16 protein-coding genes are annotated in these 17,928 nt (G+C 64.9%); 7 read left to right on the forward strand and 9 right to left on the reverse strand.

The window, feature by feature from the left end; translation table 11 throughout:
- Positions 1-4: 4 nt before the first annotated feature.
- The 3 genes from hpnE to CFB49_RS28500 all read right to left on the reverse strand — a co-directional run bounded on the left by hpnE (position 5) and on the right by CFB49_RS28500 (position 2,712).
- The gene (gene hpnE, locus CFB49_RS28485) at positions 5-1,258 is read right to left on the reverse strand and encodes a hydroxysqualene dehydroxylase HpnE (RefSeq protein ID WP_089437338.1); all 1,254 of its coding nucleotides are present in this window, start codon (positions 1,256-1,258) and stop codon (positions 5-7) included.
- Positions 1,259-1,271: 13 nt separating this feature from the next.
- Entirely contained in the window at positions 1,272-2,120 is an 849-nt protein-coding gene (gene hpnD / locus CFB49_RS28490; RefSeq protein WP_069619676.1) for a presqualene diphosphate synthase HpnD, read from the reverse strand.
- A 259-nt stretch (positions 2,121-2,379) separates the two neighbouring features.
- Positions 2,380-2,712 carry a hypothetical protein gene (locus CFB49_RS28500; protein WP_069619675.1) on the reverse strand — a complete coding sequence of 111 codons (333 nt, stop codon included), beginning with the start codon at positions 2,710-2,712 and terminating at the stop codon, positions 2,380-2,382.
- A 191-nt stretch (positions 2,713-2,903) separates the two neighbouring features.
- On the opposite strand from CFB49_RS28500, the gene CFB49_RS28505 reads away from it, so the two are divergent.
- Complete coding sequence (locus CFB49_RS28505) at positions 2,904-3,788, forward strand: alpha/beta fold hydrolase (protein ID WP_089437339.1); 885 nt, start codon at positions 2,904-2,906, stop codon at positions 3,786-3,788.
- A 15-nt stretch (positions 3,789-3,803) separates the two neighbouring features.
- Here the strand turns inward: CFB49_RS28505 and CFB49_RS28510 are convergent, their stop codons facing one another.
- Genes CFB49_RS28510 through CFB49_RS28520 form a run of 3 tightly spaced genes read right to left on the reverse strand, consistent with a single transcriptional unit; the run spans position 3,804 to position 5,729 of the window.
- Entirely contained in the window at positions 3,804-4,745 is a 942-nt protein-coding gene (locus CFB49_RS28510) for a GGDEF domain-containing protein (protein ID WP_069619673.1), read from the reverse strand.
- Entirely contained in the window at positions 4,742-5,368 is a 627-nt protein-coding gene (locus CFB49_RS28515) for a chemotaxis protein CheC (protein WP_050013469.1), read from the reverse strand. Before CFB49_RS28515 ends, CFB49_RS28510 begins: the two co-directional genes overlap by 4 nt.
- Entirely contained in the window at positions 5,361-5,729 is a 369-nt protein-coding gene (locus tag CFB49_RS28520; protein ID WP_050013470.1) for a response regulator, read from the reverse strand. The genes CFB49_RS28515 and CFB49_RS28520 overlap by 8 nt, the downstream gene beginning before the upstream one ends.
- Positions 5,730-6,197: 468 nt before the next feature.
- Here CFB49_RS28520 and CFB49_RS28525 point away from each other — a divergent pair, with 468 nt between their 5' ends.
- Positions 6,198-8,447: a hybrid sensor histidine kinase/response regulator gene (locus CFB49_RS28525; protein WP_089492988.1), complete on the forward strand. Its 2,250-nt coding sequence runs from the start codon at positions 6,198-6,200 to the stop codon at positions 8,445-8,447.
- A gap of 64 nt (positions 8,448-8,511) precedes the next feature.
- On the opposite strand, the gene CFB49_RS28530 is transcribed toward CFB49_RS28525, so the two are convergent.
- Positions 8,512-9,066 (reverse strand): NADPH-dependent FMN reductase, encoded by a 555-nt coding sequence (locus tag CFB49_RS28530; RefSeq protein ID WP_069619671.1) that lies wholly within the window; start codon positions 9,064-9,066, stop codon positions 8,512-8,514.
- A gap of 372 nt (positions 9,067-9,438) precedes the next feature.
- Between CFB49_RS28530 and CFB49_RS28535 the strand changes: the two genes are divergently transcribed.
- On the forward strand, positions 9,439-10,038 hold the full coding sequence (locus CFB49_RS28535) for an RNA polymerase factor sigma-70 (protein ID WP_050013473.1): 600 nt from the start codon (positions 9,439-9,441) through the stop codon (positions 10,036-10,038).
- Positions 10,016-10,234 carry a zf-HC2 domain-containing protein gene (locus tag CFB49_RS28540; RefSeq protein WP_069619670.1) on the forward strand — a complete coding sequence of 73 codons (219 nt, stop codon included), beginning with the start codon at positions 10,016-10,018 and terminating at the stop codon, positions 10,232-10,234. The genes CFB49_RS28535 and CFB49_RS28540 overlap by 23 nt, the downstream gene beginning before the upstream one ends.
- A gap of 138 nt (positions 10,235-10,372) precedes the next feature.
- Here CFB49_RS28540 and arsC read toward each other — a convergent pair whose 3' ends face one another.
- Complete coding sequence (arsC, locus tag CFB49_RS28545; RefSeq protein WP_089437526.1) at positions 10,373-10,729, reverse strand: arsenate reductase (glutaredoxin); 357 nt, start codon at positions 10,727-10,729, stop codon at positions 10,373-10,375.
- Positions 10,730-11,715: 986 nt separating this feature from the next.
- Here arsC and parA point away from each other — a divergent pair.
- Positions 11,716-12,378 (forward strand): ParA family partition ATPase, encoded by a 663-nt coding sequence (gene parA, locus CFB49_RS28550; RefSeq protein WP_006480195.1) that lies wholly within the window; start codon positions 11,716-11,718, stop codon positions 12,376-12,378.
- Between the two features lie 23 nt (positions 12,379-12,401).
- Positions 12,402-13,463 carry a ParB/RepB/Spo0J family partition protein gene (locus CFB49_RS28555; protein ID WP_069619668.1) on the forward strand — a complete coding sequence of 354 codons (1,062 nt, stop codon included), beginning with the start codon at positions 12,402-12,404 and terminating at the stop codon, positions 13,461-13,463.
- Positions 13,464-13,556: 93 nt separating this feature from the next.
- On the opposite strand, the gene CFB49_RS28560 is transcribed toward CFB49_RS28555, so the two are convergent.
- The gene (locus CFB49_RS28560; protein ID WP_006480193.1) at positions 13,557-14,924 is read right to left on the reverse strand and encodes a replication initiation protein; all 1,368 of its coding nucleotides are present in this window, start codon (positions 14,922-14,924) and stop codon (positions 13,557-13,559) included.
- 1,822 nt (positions 14,925-16,746) lie between these two features.
- On the opposite strand from CFB49_RS28560, the gene CFB49_RS28570 reads away from it, so the two are divergent.
- Positions 16,747-17,928, forward strand: a complete 1,182-nt coding sequence (locus CFB49_RS28570; protein ID WP_089492989.1) for a DNA-binding protein — start codon at positions 16,747-16,749, stop codon at positions 17,926-17,928.

Below are 17,928 nucleotides of genomic sequence, written 5' to 3' on the forward strand. Positions count from 1 at the left end.
CTCTTTATTGCGTCTGGAGCACGTCCGCGGCCAGCTGGCCGGAACGGATCGCGCCCTCGATCGTGGCGGGCAGGCCGGTGGCAATCCAGTCGCCCGCGAGTACAAGATTGGTCCAGCGCGTACGCACGGCCGGACGTTTCATTTCCTGCGACGGCACCGCCGCAAAGCCCGCGCGCGGCTCGACGACGAGCTGCCACGCGGGGATGGTTTCCGGGTTCGCGCCGGTCACGCGCGCGACGTCTTCCCAGATGCGCCGCGCGAGCGTGTCGCGCGGCATGTCGAGCCAGCGGCCCGCATCGCGGATCGCCGCCGCGAGCAGGCCATCGCCGGTCCGCACCGCATCGACGACGCCGTTGACGACGGTCGTCTGCAGCGGAGGGCCGGCCGGCGATTCGACCGCGAAATACGCGGTCACGACCGCGCTGAACGTGTCGGGCGCGGTGAGTTCGGGCACGAGCGGCTGCGCGACCTCGGGCGGCACGGCCAGCACGACCGCGTCGCCCGGCGCGAGATCGATGCGTTCGCCGCCGACCGACACCGCATCGACCGCATTGCCGTGCGCGCCGAATTCGAACGCGTCGAGCCGCGAATTCAGGCGGATCTGCGCGCCGCCGTATTGCAGCATCCGCAGCGCGGGTTCGACGAACGCGCTACCGAGCCCGCGGCGCGCGACGAGCGGACGGCAGCCGGGGCCGCCCGCGGCAAACGTGCCGCACAGTGCGGCGCGCGCGAGTTCGGCGCTCGCGTGGCGCGGCTCGATATTCAGCACCCCGAGGAAATACGGTCGCAGCCAGCGATCCCACAGCACGCCGTCGCATCGCATCGTCTGCGCGAGCGAGCGGCCCGTGCGGGCGAACGCGAGCGGGGCCAGCGCGAGGTAGTCGAGCGGCGTCGTGCCCGGCGCGCGCGACGCGGCATCGAACAGCCACGACGGCCAGCGGCCGTTGCCGAAACGCAGCGTCCAGCGCTGCTGCGACGCGAGGTCCATGACCGGAAATTCAGCCAGCGCGGGCCCCGCGAGCTGATCGGCCGCGCCGATCGCGCGCAGGTAGCGCTGCGTCGCGGGCTGTCCCGCGAAAACCGTGTGCAGCCCGCTGTCGAGCGTCGTGTTCAGCGTCCCGTCGAACCAGGAGCGGCAGCGACCGCCCGCGTGCGCATGCGCGTCGTGCAGCACGATGCGCCGCCCGCGACGTTGCAGCTCGACCGCGGCCGACAGGCCCGCGAGTCCTGCGCCGATCACGTGGACGGTTCTGGGCATCGCGTCGGCCGACTCAGAACAGCGCGTAGCGCGCGGCGATCATCAGCATGCGCGCCTTCGGCTTGCGCAGCGGCGCGCGCGGCGCAGCAAAGCCGCGTGCGATCGCGGCCTCGAGAATGCAGCGATACGCGCCCGACATGATGCGCGGCGCCTTCACCTGCGCACGCGGGCAGGTATCCATCACCGCGTCGGCCTGGCGAAAGTGCTCGAGCGCGCGCTCGACGAGCGTCGCGCACACGCGCGGCAGCGCCGGATCGCGCACGATCGTCGCCGGATCGGCGATCGCGATGCCTTCGCGCGCGAGCAGCTCACGCGGCAGGTAGCACCGGTTGATCGCCGCGTCGTCGTCGATGTCGCGCAGGATGTTCGTCAGTTGCAGCGCGCGGCCGAGGTGGTGCGACAGCGTGATCCCTTCGGCTTCCGGCATCCCGAAAATCCTCACCGACAGCCGGCCGGCCGCGCTCGCCACGCGATCGCAGAAGAGGTCGAGCGTCGGCTCGTCGGGCGCGCAGATGTCTTCCACCGCGTCCATCGCCATCCCGTCGATCATCGCGTGGAAATCGTCGCGCTGCAGGTCGAACGCGCGGATCTCGCGATCGAGCGCGGCGAGGTGGCGCGGCGGGCGGCCGGCGAAGCACGCGTCGATGTCCGCGCGCCAGCGATTCAGGCCCGCGGTGCGCTCGGCGCGCGGCAGGTCGCTGTCGGCGATGTCGTCGACCGCGCGGCAAAACGCGTAGACCTGGAACATCGCATCGCGCTGCACGGCCGGCAGGATGCGCATCGCCAGATAGAAGGAGCTGCCCGATGTGACGGCAGCGGCGTCGGTTTCTTGTTCGTCCACGACGGAATGGGAAACGGCCAAGACGAAGCTCCACGGAGACACCCACGCGGGGCGATTGAAGAAGCCATGCCCGGCTGGGATGGTCAGGGCGTCGAATGCGTGCGAGATATGCGAACGATCGACGCAGACAGGCACAAATTACCGGCCGGAAGCCGGAATTGGGCGAAAGTATAGCAATCTTTGAAGTTCGATGGCGGACGCGCGCCATGTCCGGCGAGGTGGCGAGCGCCACCGGCGGGCCGGTGCGGCCGGCCTTTGCGACCGGCCGCCCGAAAGCACGTCAGCCGTAGACGATGTCGCGCTGCAGATCGAGCGCGATGAGCCCCATTTCGCGCGTGAGCTGCAGCATCGAGCGGCGCTCGAGGCGCGAGCCCATGAAGCTCGTCACGCGGCCGTCGGGCTCCGCGGTGAACTGGAAAACCGCGCCGCCCGTACCGAACCACGCGCCCGGCACGTCGGGCGATTCCTGCCAGTCGATCTGCTCGAACACGCGCGCGATCCCCTCACGCACCAAGGCCCCCGGGCCGATCGGCGGCGCGATGTCGCCCAGGTCGTCGAGCGAATAGGGGCCGGGTTTGTTCGGCTTCCGGTAGAAGAGATAGTCGACGTTCATGGGGCGCAATCGCAGGCAAAGCAACAAATTAGCGCGCTTCGGCACAAATTCAAATCGGATCCGAACGAAATGTGGCCTGCGCGACACAAAGGGACGGATCGTTGCCGGTCAAGAAACGCGCCGCGCGAGCGCATCTCGATGCCGGCCGGTTCGTCTAAGATGACACCTTTCTCGAAAAAAATACGGACACCATGGAGACGAACGACCCCGCCACCCCGCAGTCCGATCATCCCGTCTTCGTGCTCGTGCACGGCGCGTGGCATGGCGCGTGGTGCTATGCCCACGTGGCGGCCGCGCTGGCCGCGCGCGGCTATCTGTCGATCGCCCGCGACCTGCCCGCGCACGGCATCCATGCACGCTTTCCCGCGTCGTATCTCGCCCGGCCGCTCGACAAGGACGCGTTCGGCGCCGAGCCGTCGCCGGTCGCGAACACGACGCTCGACGACTACGCGACGCAGGTGACGCAGGCCGTCGACGACGCGTACGCGCTCGGCCGCGGCAAGGTCGTGCTGGTCGGGCACAGCATGGGCGGCCTCGCGATCACGGCGGCCGCCGAACGCGCGCCCGACAAGATCGCGAAGATCGTCTATCTCGCGGCTTTCATGCCCGCCTCGGGCGTGCCGGGCCTCGACTACGTGCGCGCGCCGGAAAACAACGGGGAGCAGCTCGGCCCGCTGATGCTCGCGAGCCCGCGCGTGGCCGGCGCGCTGCGCGTCGATCCGCACAGCGGCGACGCCGCGTATCGCGAATCGATGAAGCGCGCGCTGTACGAAGACGTGCCGCAGGCCGATTTCGACGCGGTCGCGAACCTGATGAGCTGCGACGTGCCGGCCGCGCCGTTCGCGACCGCGATCCCGACGACCGCCGCACGCTGGGGCGCGATCGACCGTCACTACATCAAGTGCCTGGCCGATCGCGTGATCCTGCCCGCGCTGCAGCAGCGCTTCATCGACGAAGCCGACGCTTTCGCGCCCGGCAACCCGACCCACGTGCACCAGCTCGACAGCAGCCACTCGCCGTTCGTGTCGCAGCCGGCCGTGCTGGCCGGCGTGCTCGCCGACATCGCGAAAAGCTGAGCCGAGCGGGCGCGGTCAGTCGGCGTACGCGACCGACCGATCGCGCCCGAGCCGCTTCGCCCGATAGAGCGCGGCATCGGCCTCGTTGACGAGCACGTCGCAGCTCGGCGCGCCGGCTTTCGCGCACGCGCCGCCGACGCTCGCCGTGACCGGCACGCTGACGCCCTCGGCATCGACCGGCATGCTGCCGATCGCCTCGCGCACCTTGTCCGCCACCCGCATCGCCTCGTCGAGATTCGTGCACGGCAGCAGCAGCGCGAATTCCTCGCCGCCGAAACGGCCGAACGTGTCCTGCGCGCGCACGATCGACGCGACGCGGCGCGCCGTCTCGCGCAGCACCGCATCGCCCGCCGCATGCCCGAAGCGGTCGTTGATCGTCTTGAAGTGGTCGAGGTCGAACAGCAGCACCGACAGGTCGCCGCCGTAGCGCTGCCAGCGCGCGAATTCGTCGCCGAGCCGCGCCTCGAAGAAGCGCCGGTTCGCGATGCCGGTCAGCCCGTCGAGATTCGCGTGCTCGCGCAGCTTCGCGACCGCTTCCTCGCGCTCTCGCTGCATCACGCTCACATGCGTGACGTCCGAGATCGTCACGCACACGGCCTCGACGTCGCGGCCGCGCGTGAGCGGCATGAACGTGCAGTCCTGCTGCATGTAGTCGACGCCGCCCGTGATCGGCCGATCGTGCTCGAAGCGGAACAGGTAGGGCCGCTGCTCCCACGAGCTGAATGCGAAGCTGCCGAGCTGGAACACGCTCTCGAGCTTGCGCGACAGCCACGCGCGCGGCAGGTCGGGAAAGCGGTCGAAGATGTTGCGGCCGATCACGTCGGCGGCCGGGATCCCGCTGTGGTCCTGCATGAAGCGATTCCACATCAGGACCGTCATCGAACGGTCGAGCACGAACAGGCCGAAGCCGACCCGCTCGATCACGAGGTCGCTCAGCGACGGGGCGGCGGCCGTCATAGCGCGGACAGCAACGCGTCGAGCGCGTCGCCCATCAGCCGGATCGAATCCTCGGCCATCAACATCACGAAATGCGCGCGGAACATGTGGTTCTCGAGCCCGAAGTTCACCTCGAGCAACAGCGCGACGCTCCATCCCAGTTCGTTCGGCTGGAAGACGTCGTCGAACGACACGTTCGCGCCGAGCAGCCCCGGCGGAAAGAACACCGGCTTGCGGCCGAGTTCGTCGAGGATCGACGCGACGCAGGCGCCCATCAGCACGTTCGCGACGTCGAACACGAGTTCGTCCGGCGTCGCCATCCCGCCGTACACGCCGTCGCCGAACGTACGGTCGACGACCGACATCAGCCGCGCGACGCCCGCCGTGCGGCACAGCACGATCGCCTCGCCCTTGATGTCGGAACGGAAGCCCTGGCGCACGGCGGTCACGTTGTCGTGGATGCCCGTCATCTCGCGCAGCGCGTCACTCGCGTCGGCCGCTTTCACGACGCGCACGCGCGGCACCGACAGCTCGATGAAGTGCCCGAGCAGCAACGCAAGCCGCGCGGCGGCGCGGCCCATTGCAAGGTTGGCGATTTCCTGCAACGCGTCGCGTTGCTCCGCCGTGAACACCGATTCAGGCATACAACCCATACTCCTTGAGAATGGGCAGCAATGCCTCCGACGTCACGGGCTTGGCAACGAATGCGATCGCGCCCAATTCGCGCACGCGTGCTTGCGCCTGCGGCTGAATATCGGCGGATACCACGATCACGAACGTGTTCAGATCTTCGTGGCGCAGTGTTTCCAGGACTTGATATCCGCTCATGTCGGGCATCGTCAGATCCAGAAACATCACGGAAGCTTTGCCGTCACGATAGAGCGCCAAGGCCTCACGACCATTCGCTGCATATGCGATGTCGACGTCCCAATCTCCCGGCAGCGCCTTTGTCAGCAGTTTGCGAGCGAGCAGCGAATCGTCGGCAATTACAATCGGCAAAGGCATGGGGCGATGCGGTATACGGAATGGTCTCTCTCGCGTTAACGACCGCGCGGCGCATTTCTTTAGTGCCATGCGTTTCGGCGCGGGCAACCGCCTTGCGGCCGCGCACGGGCGCCGCGACGCAGGTGCGCGCGACGCACCGCGCGGCAATCGCCGGCGGGCGCATGTATCTGTCATAGGGAAAGCAAGGCGCGATTCTCGGAGTAAACCGGAGGCGATGCAACTCGCCATTTTCGCCATTTCGAACGGAATTGGTCCGATCGCGCATCATTCCGAAAATAGCTACGACCATTTTCGAGATAAGTACGCAAAATTTTTCCTTGTGTACGTTTGCGCTGCCGGATTCGTCGCGTTTTCAATCTGACGGTTTACCGCTGTCATATACGGCAGGATTGCGCCCGGACGGCGCCGCGGCGGGCCGTCGCAACTCGTTTATGATGGCAGGCACCTCTGCCTCACCCGCTTTTTTCGATGACGTCCGAACGGCCTGCCGACTCCCACACCCCCGCGCCCCCTCCAGCCGACGACTGGCAGGACGACGGCAGCTACGTGGCCGGCGCACCCGAGCACGATTTCGCGGTGCGCCGCGTGACGCTGATCGTGCTGCTCGTCGCGGCGATCGTGCTGCCGTGCATCTACGTGGTGGTGATGGCGTACAGCGACCTGAAGGCGCGCGAGGCCGCCGCGAGCGACGTGACGATGCGCACGGTGCGCGTGGCCGAGGAGCACGCGCTCAAGGTGTTCGACCTGAGCGAAACGCTCGATGCGCGCATCGTCGACCTCGTGCAGGACATGGACGACGCGACCGTGCGCGGCAGGGAATCCGACATCCACGAGGCGCTGAACACGATCGGCGGCGGCTATCCGCAAGTGGCCGCCGTGTCGATCTTCGGCGCGAGCGGGATGCTGCTCGCCAACAGCCTCTACTATCCGGCGCCGTATGCGTCGATCGCGAACCGCGACGACTTCGCCGGCATCCGCGACGGCAAGGTCATCGAACACATCTCGCGACTGATGATGGGGCCGCTCAAGCTCGAGAACATTCCCGTGTTCAACACCGGCGTCGCGCGACGCCATAGCGACGGTTCGTTCGCCGGCATGGTGTCGATCGCGCTGAAGTCGTCGTATTTCAACGCGTTCTACCGCGACCTGCTCGGCGGCGCGAGCACGCCGATGACGATGGCGCTCGCGCGCTCGGACGGCGCGGTGATCGCATCGTATCCGCCGCCGCCGTCGCTGGCGCACACCGATCGCTCGGTCACGTTCGGCAACGCGCACAACGATCCACGCGCGGGCGTCGTGCGCGTGGGCCACGACGGCGCAAGCAGCGAGATCGTCGCGTATCGCCAGGTCGGCAGCTACCCCGTTTATGTGACGTGCGCCTACCGCACGTCGGCGATCTGGCATGAATGGTACGAACACCTGAGCGTGCTGTTCATCTCGATGTTCGCGCCGTCGGTCGCGCTGTGGTCCGTGATCTGGCTGTCGCTGAAGCGGCTGAAGGCGGAAGAGGAGGCATGGGACCGCTGGCAGGCCGAAGCGTCGATGCGGCGCTCGATCGAATCGGCGTACCGGCAGTCGCGCAAGATGCAGGCGCTCGGCAATCTCGTCGGCAGCGTCGCGCACGACTTCAACAATCTGCTGATGATCATCTCGAGCAACGTGCAGATCGCGCGGCGGCGCGGCGTCCAGCATCTCGACAAGGAGCTCGACGCGATCGAACGCGCGCTGAAGAACGGGCAGTCGCTCACGCGCCAGTTGCTCGGCGTCGCGCGCAAGCAGCCGCTGCACAACGAGACGATCGACATCGGGCAATGGGTCGGCACGTGCCGCGAGCTGCTGAAGACGTCGCTCGGGTCGAAGTCGTCGCTGGTCGTCGCGATCGAGCCGGGCGTCTGGCCGATCCGCGTCGACGTCGCGGAACTCGAGCTCGCGGTGATCAATCTCGCGGTCAACGCGCGCGACGCGATGGCGACCGGCGGACGCTTCACGGTCGGCGCGCGCAACGTCACGCTGCGCCGCGAGGACGGTTTCCCGCTGACGGGCGATTTCGTGCAGATCTCGCTCGACGACACGGGTTCGGGCATGGCGCCCGACGTGCTCGCACGCGCCTTCGAACCGCTGTTCACGACGAAGGCGCAGGGGATGGGCACGGGGCTCGGCCTGCCGCAGGTATTCGCGTTCTGCGAACGCTCGGGCGGCCTCGCGACGATCGACAGCGCGGTCGGCGCGGGTACGTCGGTGCGTCTGTACCTGCCGCGCGCGCGTGCCGAGGATGTCGTCGCGCGGCCCGCGGCCGCCGCGCACGATGCGGGTAACGGCGCGCTCGCCGGCCTGCACGTGCTGCTCGTCGAGGACAACGGCGAAGTCGCGGCCGGCACGGAAGCGCTGTTGTCGCTGCTCGGTCATCGCGTCACCTATGCGCCCACCGCCGACGATGCATTGCGCCTGATCGAAGGCGCCGCCGCGAACGACGCGTTCGACCTCGTGATTTCGGACATCCACATGCCGGGCCGCCTGAACGGCATCGACCTGGCCGAAGCGGTCGAAAAGCGGCCGGGGAAGCTGCCCGTGATTCTCGTCACGGGTTATGCGGAGGAGCTCGACCGCACGCGCACCGTCAACGTCCGCGTGCTGTCGAAGCCGTTCGACATCGCGCTGCTCGACGAGATCCTGCTGGGCATCCGCGAAGCGCGGGACGCGCGACACGCCGGCACGTGACCCGCGGTGTGCGGGCGGCGCCGACGCGACCGCGTGAACGGGCGCGGCGATCAGGCCGACGACGTCACGCCGATTTCAGCAGGCGCACCCAGCTCGCGTAGCGATCGACGAAGCCCTGCAGGAACTTGCGGGTGTCCTCGCTGACGATCTGCCCCTGTTCGTCGATGCGCGCCGGGTCGTGCTTGATGAACATCTCGGGCTGACCGAGAGTCTTCACGTCGAGGTACGCGAGCACGTTGCGCAGGTGCTGCTGCGCGAGCGCGGTACCCACCGCGCCCGGCGACGTGCCGAGCACCGCGCCCGGCTTGCCCGACCACGAGTTCGAACCCCACGGGCGCGAGCCCCAGTCGAGCGCATTCTTCAGCACGCCCGGAATCGACCGGTTGTACTCGGGCGTGACGAACAGCAGCGCATCGGCGGCTTCGATCGACTGCTTGAAGCGCTTCGCGACTTCCGGGAAATCCGCGTCGTAGTCCTGGCTGTACAGCGGCAGCTCGCCGATCTCGACGAACTCGAACGAAAAATCGGCGGGGGCAAGCGAGATCACGGCGTGCGCGAGCGCGCGATTCGTCGAAGCGCGACGCAGGCTGCCGACGACGACCGCAATACGATAGGACATGGCATTCTCCTTCCGGTGAGTGAGGAATCGGATCGATTGCTTCCGAATGGGCGACAAAGGTCTGTTTATAGGCAAGCCAGCCCGCGAGCCGTCCCACGGGGCCGTCCGGCCGACTTTCCACAAGGTTTTCCACAGAAATTGTGGATAACTCGACCGTTATGCTCTGACGTTACAGATTGCCCGCCGCGCGGCGTGGTCGACGCGCGACACGGGGTTCGGCAAGCATAGCGCAGCGCGGCGGCCGGTTCCGTGAATTCGTGACGGAACATTGCGTTGCAGGCGCGGACCGCGCCCAGTAAGCTGCTCGCACCGCGACGCCCGCTCCCGTGGCGCTCGCGCGATTGCCATTGCTTCGAGACACTGCAACCAGACATGCCGTCCGCACACGACGATCCCGCCTATCTCGCGCAACTGCGGCGCGACCTGCTGCGCTTCGCACGACTCCAGCTCCGCGATGCCGACGCGGCCGAAGACGCCGTGCAGGAAGCGCTGGCCGCCGCGTGGTCGCATGCCGGCGAGTTCGCGGGGCTGTCGGCCCACAAGACCTGGGTGTTCGGGATCCTGCGCAACAAGCTGATCGACGTGCTGCGCGCGCGGCAGCGGATGGTGAGCCTGACCGCGCTCGATGCGGAGCTCGACGGCGAATCCGTACTCGATCGCGAACTGTTCAAGGACAACGGGCATTGGGCCGCGCATGCGAAACCGCGACCGTGGCCGAAGCCCGAAACGCTGTTGCAGCAACAGCAATTCTGGACGCTGTTCCAGGTCTGCCTCGACCATCTGCCGGAGCAGATCGGACGCGTATTCATGATGCGCGAATTCCTCGATGTCGAGATTGTGGATATCTGCAGCGAATTGACGCTGACGACGAATCATTGCAGCGTGCTGCTGTACCGTGCGCGCACGCGCCTGCGAACCTGCCTGAGCGAAAAAGGACTGACGACCGAAGATGCTGCCGGGGAAATGTACTGACGTGACACGACTGCTGTCGGATGCGCTCGATCGGCATCTGACGCTGCACGAGCGTCTGCAGGTGCGCGTGCATCTGCCGACCTGCAGCGGATGCCGCGCCTATCGCGGACAGATCGCGCTGTTGCGGACGGCCGCGAAAGCGGCGGCGGGGCGGGAGTCGGACGATGATGAGGGACCGTCGTCGGGCGGCGACTAGGCGCCGGGATGTCGACGTATCGTTCCGCCGGCCACTAGCGCGTGCGGCCTGGCGGTCGCGTCGGCCTGGATTGCCGTTGCGTGTGCCGGGCCGGACTCGGTGGCGCTGATGCAATAAGAAAAATACGCCCGCCAAGAATTATTCGAACAGCGCGTTCACCGATTCAGGCGGGCGACCGATCGCCGCCTTGCCGCGATATACGACGATAGGGCGTTGCAGCAGGATCGGATGAGCGGCGATTGCCGCGTAGGCTTCGGCGTCGCTCAGATCCGCGCGAGCCAGATTCAACGTCTTGTACGGCTCCTCGCCGTCGCGCAGCATGTCGCGAACCGGGCGGCCGAGCTGCCGATGCAGCGTTTCCACTTCCTCGACCGTTGGCGGCGTCTTCAGGTACTCGACGACGTTCAGCGGCGCGCCGGTGGTATTCAGCGACTCGACCAACGCGAGCGTCTCGCGGGACTTCGAGCATCGGGGGTTGTGGTAAATCGTGATCATCATTCAAGCCTGGATAGTGGAGCCCTGTATTGTAGCTAGTCTGCATTGACGGGCTCGGTGGGGCAGTTCAACCGAGATCGAGTGGTTTTCCTTTCGACAGGTCGCCGAGGCGGTTCGGTTTAGCGATGTGCTGTGATCGGGGGACGGAGCGTCTGGTGTCTGGGAGACGCTTCAAAGATGCGGTTATGTTTATGCGCATAAAGTCCCGGCAACGGCTTCGCGGGACCGGCAACTGTGATCAGCCTGACCAATGCCCTGTGAGGGGCGGTCTCGGTGGCGAAAGGGCGTGATTGCGGGACACGTCGGGTGCGTTTATGCGCATAAAGCCTGCGATTGTGAGGCGCGGTGCAAGACGCACGCTGACGTAGATGGATGTCGAGACGAAACGGCGCCGGGCGATGACTGTATCGATAATCCATCGACCCGGCACGACATCATTGCGCGTCTGACGCGGGCGAGGCTCGTGCCTTCGGCCCTTCACCGCGGGCCATCCTTGCGTCTGGTTTATGCGCATAAACGCCGCGCGCCGAGACGGCGTTGCCTCGATGCACATCGGTTCCGCGATGGATATCGACGGCGCACATCCAGCTCAGCCTCGCAGACCGCTCATCCCGCTCGCGAATGCGCGGCGGGTTCCCAACGAAGTTGATCGCCGCGACCTCTGCAGAGTTTATGCGCACAAACTCCGCGGCTCGCAGGCAACGCTGCCCATCCAGCGAAAGGGCAGTGTACCGAGACATATCTCTGCGACGAACAGCCCCGGCGATGTAGCCCATGAAGACGCAGCCATCGAGCACCGCGACGACCGCTCGGCATCAGTCTCGTCATATCCACCACACCGCCAACACGCGCCGCCCATCTCCGCCATCTCGTTTATGCGCATAAACCGATAGTCCGAATGGCCAACGCGTAGTTGTCGAACGACAATTTCATTGAAATTCAAATATCGTCCTGTAGAATTCCAACGACCAAAACAGGAGTGAAAATTGGCCGCGGAAATCATTGCAGTCACTCAACAAAAAGGTGGTGTCGGCAAAAGCACGATTGCCATGCATCTCGGCGCCGCGTTCCATGAAAAAGGGAAGCGCGTCCTCGTCATCGACGCAGACCGTCAAAACACGCTGGTTCACTGGTCGAGCGCATCCGGCGACAGCGACAACGGCATCCCGTTTCCGGTCGTCAATCTGGCCGAAGCCGACGGCCAGATCCATCGCGAGATCAAGAAGTTCATCAACGACTACGACATCATCGTCGTGGACTGCCCGCCGTCGATCACCGAGAAAGTCTCCGGCGTCGTCCTGCTGGCCGCATCGATTGCCGTGATCCCGACATCGTCGTCGCCGGCCGATTACTGGTCGAGCGTCGGACTGGTCAAACTGATTCAGCAGGCGCAGGTGATGAACGAAGACCTCCGCGCGGTATTCCTGCTGAACAAGACCGAAGAGAAGCGCATGCTGACCCGCGAGCTCAAGCGTGCGCTCGAGGAACTCGGCTTCCCGCTGCTGAAGACACAGATTCCGACTCGGGAAGCGTACAAGCAAGCGATGGCGCTCGGTCAGACCGTGCTGCAGATGAACGACCGCGGCGGCAAGCTGGCGGCCGCCGAAATTCGCGCATGTGCCGACGAAATCGTCGCCATGCTGCCCTGACTTTATGCGCATAAAGGAGTCACATGAAACCTTCCCAATTTGCCAAAGGATTCCAAGCGCGCCCGGATATCACGACGAGCGAGAAGCGCACGGCGCTTGATCGGCTCAATGCGATCGACGGCATCGTCAAGTCCGAGACGCCGCCCCCGGCATCGACCAAATCCGCGAAGAAGGACATCGCTCCGCCGCCTGCTCCGGAATTCACGATCGACCCGTCGATCGACGAATCGCCGCAATATCGCGCGTGGCGCCTCGAGAATCGCTATGCGCCGGGGCAAGTGATCGAGCTGCCGCTGAAGACGATCAAGCACAGCCCGTTCAACCCGCGGCACTTCTATCTGAAATCGTCGATTGCCGAACTCGCGGTCAACCTCGCGAAGCAGGGGCAGCAGCAGGCCATCCACGTGATTCCGGATTACGACAATCCGGGCACGTATTTCGTCAGCGACGGCGGCCGCCGCGTGCGGGCGCTGAAGGAAGCGAACAAGGAGTCGGTCAAGGCGATCGTGATCGACGTGCCGATCGGCATCCAGAGCTACAAGCTCGGCTACGACCTCAACGTTCAGCGCGATTCGCAGACGGTGTTCGACAACGCCGTCGTGTGGCGCCGCTTCCTCGACGACAAGCATTTCCAGAGCCAGAAAGAACTCTCCGAGCACCTCGGCCTCGACGAGTCGACGGTGGCCGTCGCGCTGTCGATCGGCAAATTGCCGGAAGCGATCATGCAGGAAATGGTCGCGCGCCCCGATCGCTTCGGATCGAACATGGCGTATCAGGTCGGCCGCTATCACAATGCGCGCGGCACCGAGGCGACGCTGCGGCTGATCAACAAGATCGTGTCGGACGATCTCAGCACGCGCCAGGTGTCGGACATCGTCAAGGGCCGCGTCGCGGCGCAGGAAACGCCAAAGGCGGCCGGCCGTCAACGCTATGCGCAGCGTCTCGAGATCAAGCTCGGCGGCAAGTCGGTGGGCGACCTGAAGTCGTATGGCGAAGACCGCATCGAACTGCGCCTGCGCGGCCTCCCGAAGGACAAGCGCGACGCGATCCTCGAGCAGCTCGAACGGATGCTGTTGTCGGAGTGAGGGAGGCGGCCGGCAGGGCCTGGTGAGGACGCCGGCCCCACCCGACCAAGGGGTGGAGACCGGCGGCGGCCCGTCAGCGGGCCTGAGCGGGCGTCAAGCGGCCCGCGACTGGTTCAGCGTGAACGACAGCAGGTCGCCGTCCGTCGGCTCGCCCCAGGTCTTCTGGGCCAGCCAGTCGAAAAAGGCCGTCTCGGCCAGCTTGGAATCGAGGCCGCGCTTGCGCCAGTCGTCGCGCAGATGCGAGCCCATCGTCGGCAATGCCTCCGACTCGAACGACTCGCGCGCCACTTCGCGCTCCGCGTCGCCCTGCTCTTCGTACAACACCTTCGCTTCCTTGCGGCGGAACGCCGCGAACTCGCTCAGCAGGCGTGCCTTCAGATCGTCCGGCTGGGCAGCCGCGACCTTCGCGGACGGCGTGCCCGCCGGCAGTGCGTCGACCGACTCGACCGGCGGTGCATAACCCTTCTTCAGCGCATCCTTGAACAGCGCCGGCGCGCTGCGCACCGGCGGCAGCGTCGTGCTGCGCATCCGCTGCTCGGTCATCTGCAGCGCAGCGCGAATCCGGTTTTCCTCGCTGTCCGCATAGAGCGTCTGCGCTTCCTTCAGCGGGATCCCGAGCTTCACCATCCGGTCGACCAGCGTGCTGTCGAACACGTTCGGGTGTTCGTCGAGCGCGAGCATCGGCTGCTTGCGCTCGGTCACGCGGAACTGGATCTCGGCCACCCGACGCCCTTCACGGTGCTCGATCAGCTCGACGAAGATGTTGGTGACCGCGTTGACTTCCGCTATCGCCGGGCGCAGGTAGTCGCGCTTGAAGTACTTGTACTCGCGCTTCGCTTCGTCGCCGGCTTCCGTGTCGGGCGTGCCCGACAGGATCGGCCGCCACCATTCCCACGGCTCACGCATCGTCAGGTGGCTCGGGTTCGTCAGGTAGCGCACGCAGATTTCGTACAGCGCGAGCCCGGCGCTGCTGCGCAGCTGGCTCTGGAACTGCAGGCTCAGGCGCGCATACTGGACCGGGTCGAGCAGCTTCTTCTTGATCTTCGGTGCGAACGAGAATTCGACCCACACGCGGCGGGTGGTCGGATCCTCGAGAATTTCCGCATCGGCGATCAGCGTGGAGATCCCCCACTTGCGGCCGGGCTTCTGGCTCGACGTCCCCGTGCTCCATTCGACCTGCACCGACACCATGCGGCGCAGGTGTTCCTTCACCAACGCGGTGTCGTTCGAATCGAAAGCGGAGTTGGCGACGATGTCCGACAGCAGCGCGCGATACGTGTCGCCCGAGTCGTCGGCCTGCTGCGCGACGGCCAGCAGGACATTGAACAGCTTGCGAGTGAGGAGCGTGATCTTGCCGCTCTTCGGCTGAATGGCGATCGCCTCGACGGCCTTTCGCAATTCGGCTGAACTGGCACTCACCACATCCACATCGGTTTTCTTGGCGCGCTTCGTCGTGGCCATACGTCGGGTCGGAGGAGAAGTTTCCCGGAAGGATAGCGCCTGCGGTGATGTGCGTCCAGAACGACATGCTCACCATAGCCGGTGAAGCGCGCCGGCAAAACGGCACTCACCCGAACCGCTCCCGAAAACGCTCACCGGTCCGCCCGTACGGCGTTCCGGACTCGTCCAGACGTGCCGCGGCATGCGCCGATTCACAGAATTTCACCTGTGCAGGACACGTGCGAAATTGGTTCCCGTATCGGCTCACCTTTCGATTTGTCGTAATTTTGCGACTGCGCAACCGTGAGTTCGACACAGGGTCGCGATTGCACCTCACCGTTCGTCCCGGACCACCGCCCATCGGCCTGTATGCATGTACAGGCGCGGCCCGCCGGAACATCGGTTCGGCTTGGACACGTGGAAAATCGCGATCGATACCGGCACGCGCGGCCCGATTGGCGGCGGCTTGACCCGCCCGGGCGCGCATTGTACAGCGCGCGAATCGTATCGGGTCCCGAAAATTCTCACCTTAAGCACAGCATGTGGATTCGTCCGAATGCCGACGAACGTCCGACACACGCGGGACTGGCTGCTAACGACTCCCGAAAACGCTCACCTTACAGAAGAAGTGCGGCACCGCAGCGGGTCCGGAAATGACTCCCGAAAAACCTCACCGTAACCGGCCCGGTATCAAAAATCTCAATCTCTTCCGATACTTATACACAGAAGGCATTTGGCTGTGCATCGCGCAGACCTCCCGAAAAACCTCACCTTTCGACGGGAATCCGTCATATGACAACCGGATGTCGGCCCCTGAAAAGTCTCACCTGTGCCAAAAAGTGGCACAGCAAAAATGAGATATCCGCCAGTCCTGGCGGGCTTTTCGACGAATCAGGCCCGTCAAGAATCCCGAAAAGCCTCACCTTTGACCATTTTTTAAGCAAATACGGCTCCCGGAAAGCCTCACCTGTGACGGAGATCGCGGCCTGTGATCGATGCCCCGAAAAAGCTCACCTTAAGGGGATTGGAGCAGGAAAACCCGGATTTCCCTCCCGAAAAGCCTCACCTTTGGGGCATCACAGGTGCCCCAAAGCACTTTTGCTGTGCAAAATGGCGTTCGCTTCCCGGAAATCCTCACAGCAAATTCCCGTCGAGTCCCGTGAAACCTCACCTTTCGCCCAATCTGCCCAAAAGATGGGCAGAATCAGGGCGCGAAGCACGTCCTGCAAATTCTCACCTATGTCTGCACAGGCAGAAAACTGTGCAGTCAGGCACAGTGCGGGTTCCGCGGCTGTGCAGCCCCGAAAACCCTCACCTGTGGGAAAACGCTTGTTTTACTGTGATCCCGAATCCGCTCACGACCCTTCCTGCATCGGCTCACGCAGCTCCCTGAACCCCATCACGTCAGCTCCCGCAGAAGATCACCTTGGCTCCCGTAAAACTTCACCTTGTCGGCCGGAAAGCCTTGCACCATAAGGCTGTGCCGTGGCGTTAACGTTTTTAACTAAGGGTTCAAGGGTGTTTACTTCTAATACTCTCAAGCCATCGGCTGACGAGTTTTCCACAGACACCCCAACCCCCGAACACCCACAGGCAATCGGATCTGCCGTCATGTGAAACAAATGCTCGAATTCGGGGTTCGCGGAAAATCACTTGCAGCACAAGGACTTGGCGGACTTTCTTCGCTTTGTTTCACGGAATTCCAGGCCACCTTCAGCGGGATGGGCTCACAGATCCTGTTTCTGTGCAAAACGACGTAAATTCACAACGGACCCTCGAAAGAAGTATCAAAGAACACGTATTTCGTTATTATTGCCACATTTCATTGTCTACGAGTATGGCCATGACCCTGGACGAAATGCGTCAAGTCATTCGGGAAGAACTGGAATCGCTGCGCGCGAGCGGTGCACGACGTCAGGAATTGTCGCTGCATGCGTGCAAGCGCCTGTTCTTCGATCTCGGCATCCGGCCGTCGGCCGCCAACGTCCGTGATCTCACCCAGACCGGCAGCGCCAGCGACATCCCGAAAGACATCGACCATTTCTGGGAGCGCATCCGTTCAGCCTCGAAGATCCGGCTCGACGGCGCGGCGATCCCGAAGGCAGTCGAGGAAAAGGCCGGCGCGTTGCTCGGCGCACTCTATGAAGAGGCATTGAAAGTCGCGCGCGACAGCCTCGATGCGGATCGCGAGCAAGTGCGTGCCGACATGGCCGACGCGGAACAACGGTTGCGCGACGCCGCCGTCCGTCAGGAAACGCTTGAGAGCGCGCTCGCGCGCGGTGAAGCGAGAAACGAGCAATTACAGGCGCGGGTAACGGAACTCGAGGTTCAGCTTGCGTCGCAGACCACCCACGGCTCGGCAAGCGAAGCAACGCTGCTCACCACAGTCGCTCGGCTGGAAAAGGAACTGGCCACGGCTGCCGGCCGGATCGATGCCGAACAGGCTCAGAACGCCGCACTACGCGACCGCATCGATGCGCTGCAAGCCGAACTACAGCAGCGCACCGAGCATTACGCGCAGCAAATCAAGGATGCGGTGGCTGAAGCCGAACGCCGCGTCAAGCCGATGCTGGTCGAACTGGATTCGTTGCGCAGCATGGCGTCGACCTACCAGAGCGGGTTGCGCGACGTCCAGCGCAAGGAATTCGATTTCCTGCAGCAGTTGAGTTCGGCCAAGGCGCGTGCCGACCGGCTCGAAGAACAGTTGCGTGCCCAGAGCGACGAACTGGAGCGCGCCACGCGCGACATGAATTCGTTGCGCGCGAACCGCGGAATGAGTCCGGAAATCGCCGCACTGATTCGGCGCCTGGCCGACGCGGGACGACTCGATGCGGACGCGTATGCCGCGATCGGCACCTCCCTGGATCACGAGATTCCGGCGCCGACCCGGTGCCCGCATTGCGACGGCGAACCGGAACTGTCACACGGGAACGAGGGTTTTGAAGTCGCATGCCCCGAGTGCGAGCACGCGTCGGGCGCATGGCCGTCCCGCTTCGAAGCCGTCGCGCGTTTTGCGCAGACCTGA

Origin of the sequence: Burkholderia sp. AU17457, from assembly GCF_002223255.1 — a bacterium.
Lineage (GTDB): Bacteria > Pseudomonadota > Gammaproteobacteria > Burkholderiales > Burkholderiaceae > Burkholderia > Burkholderia sola.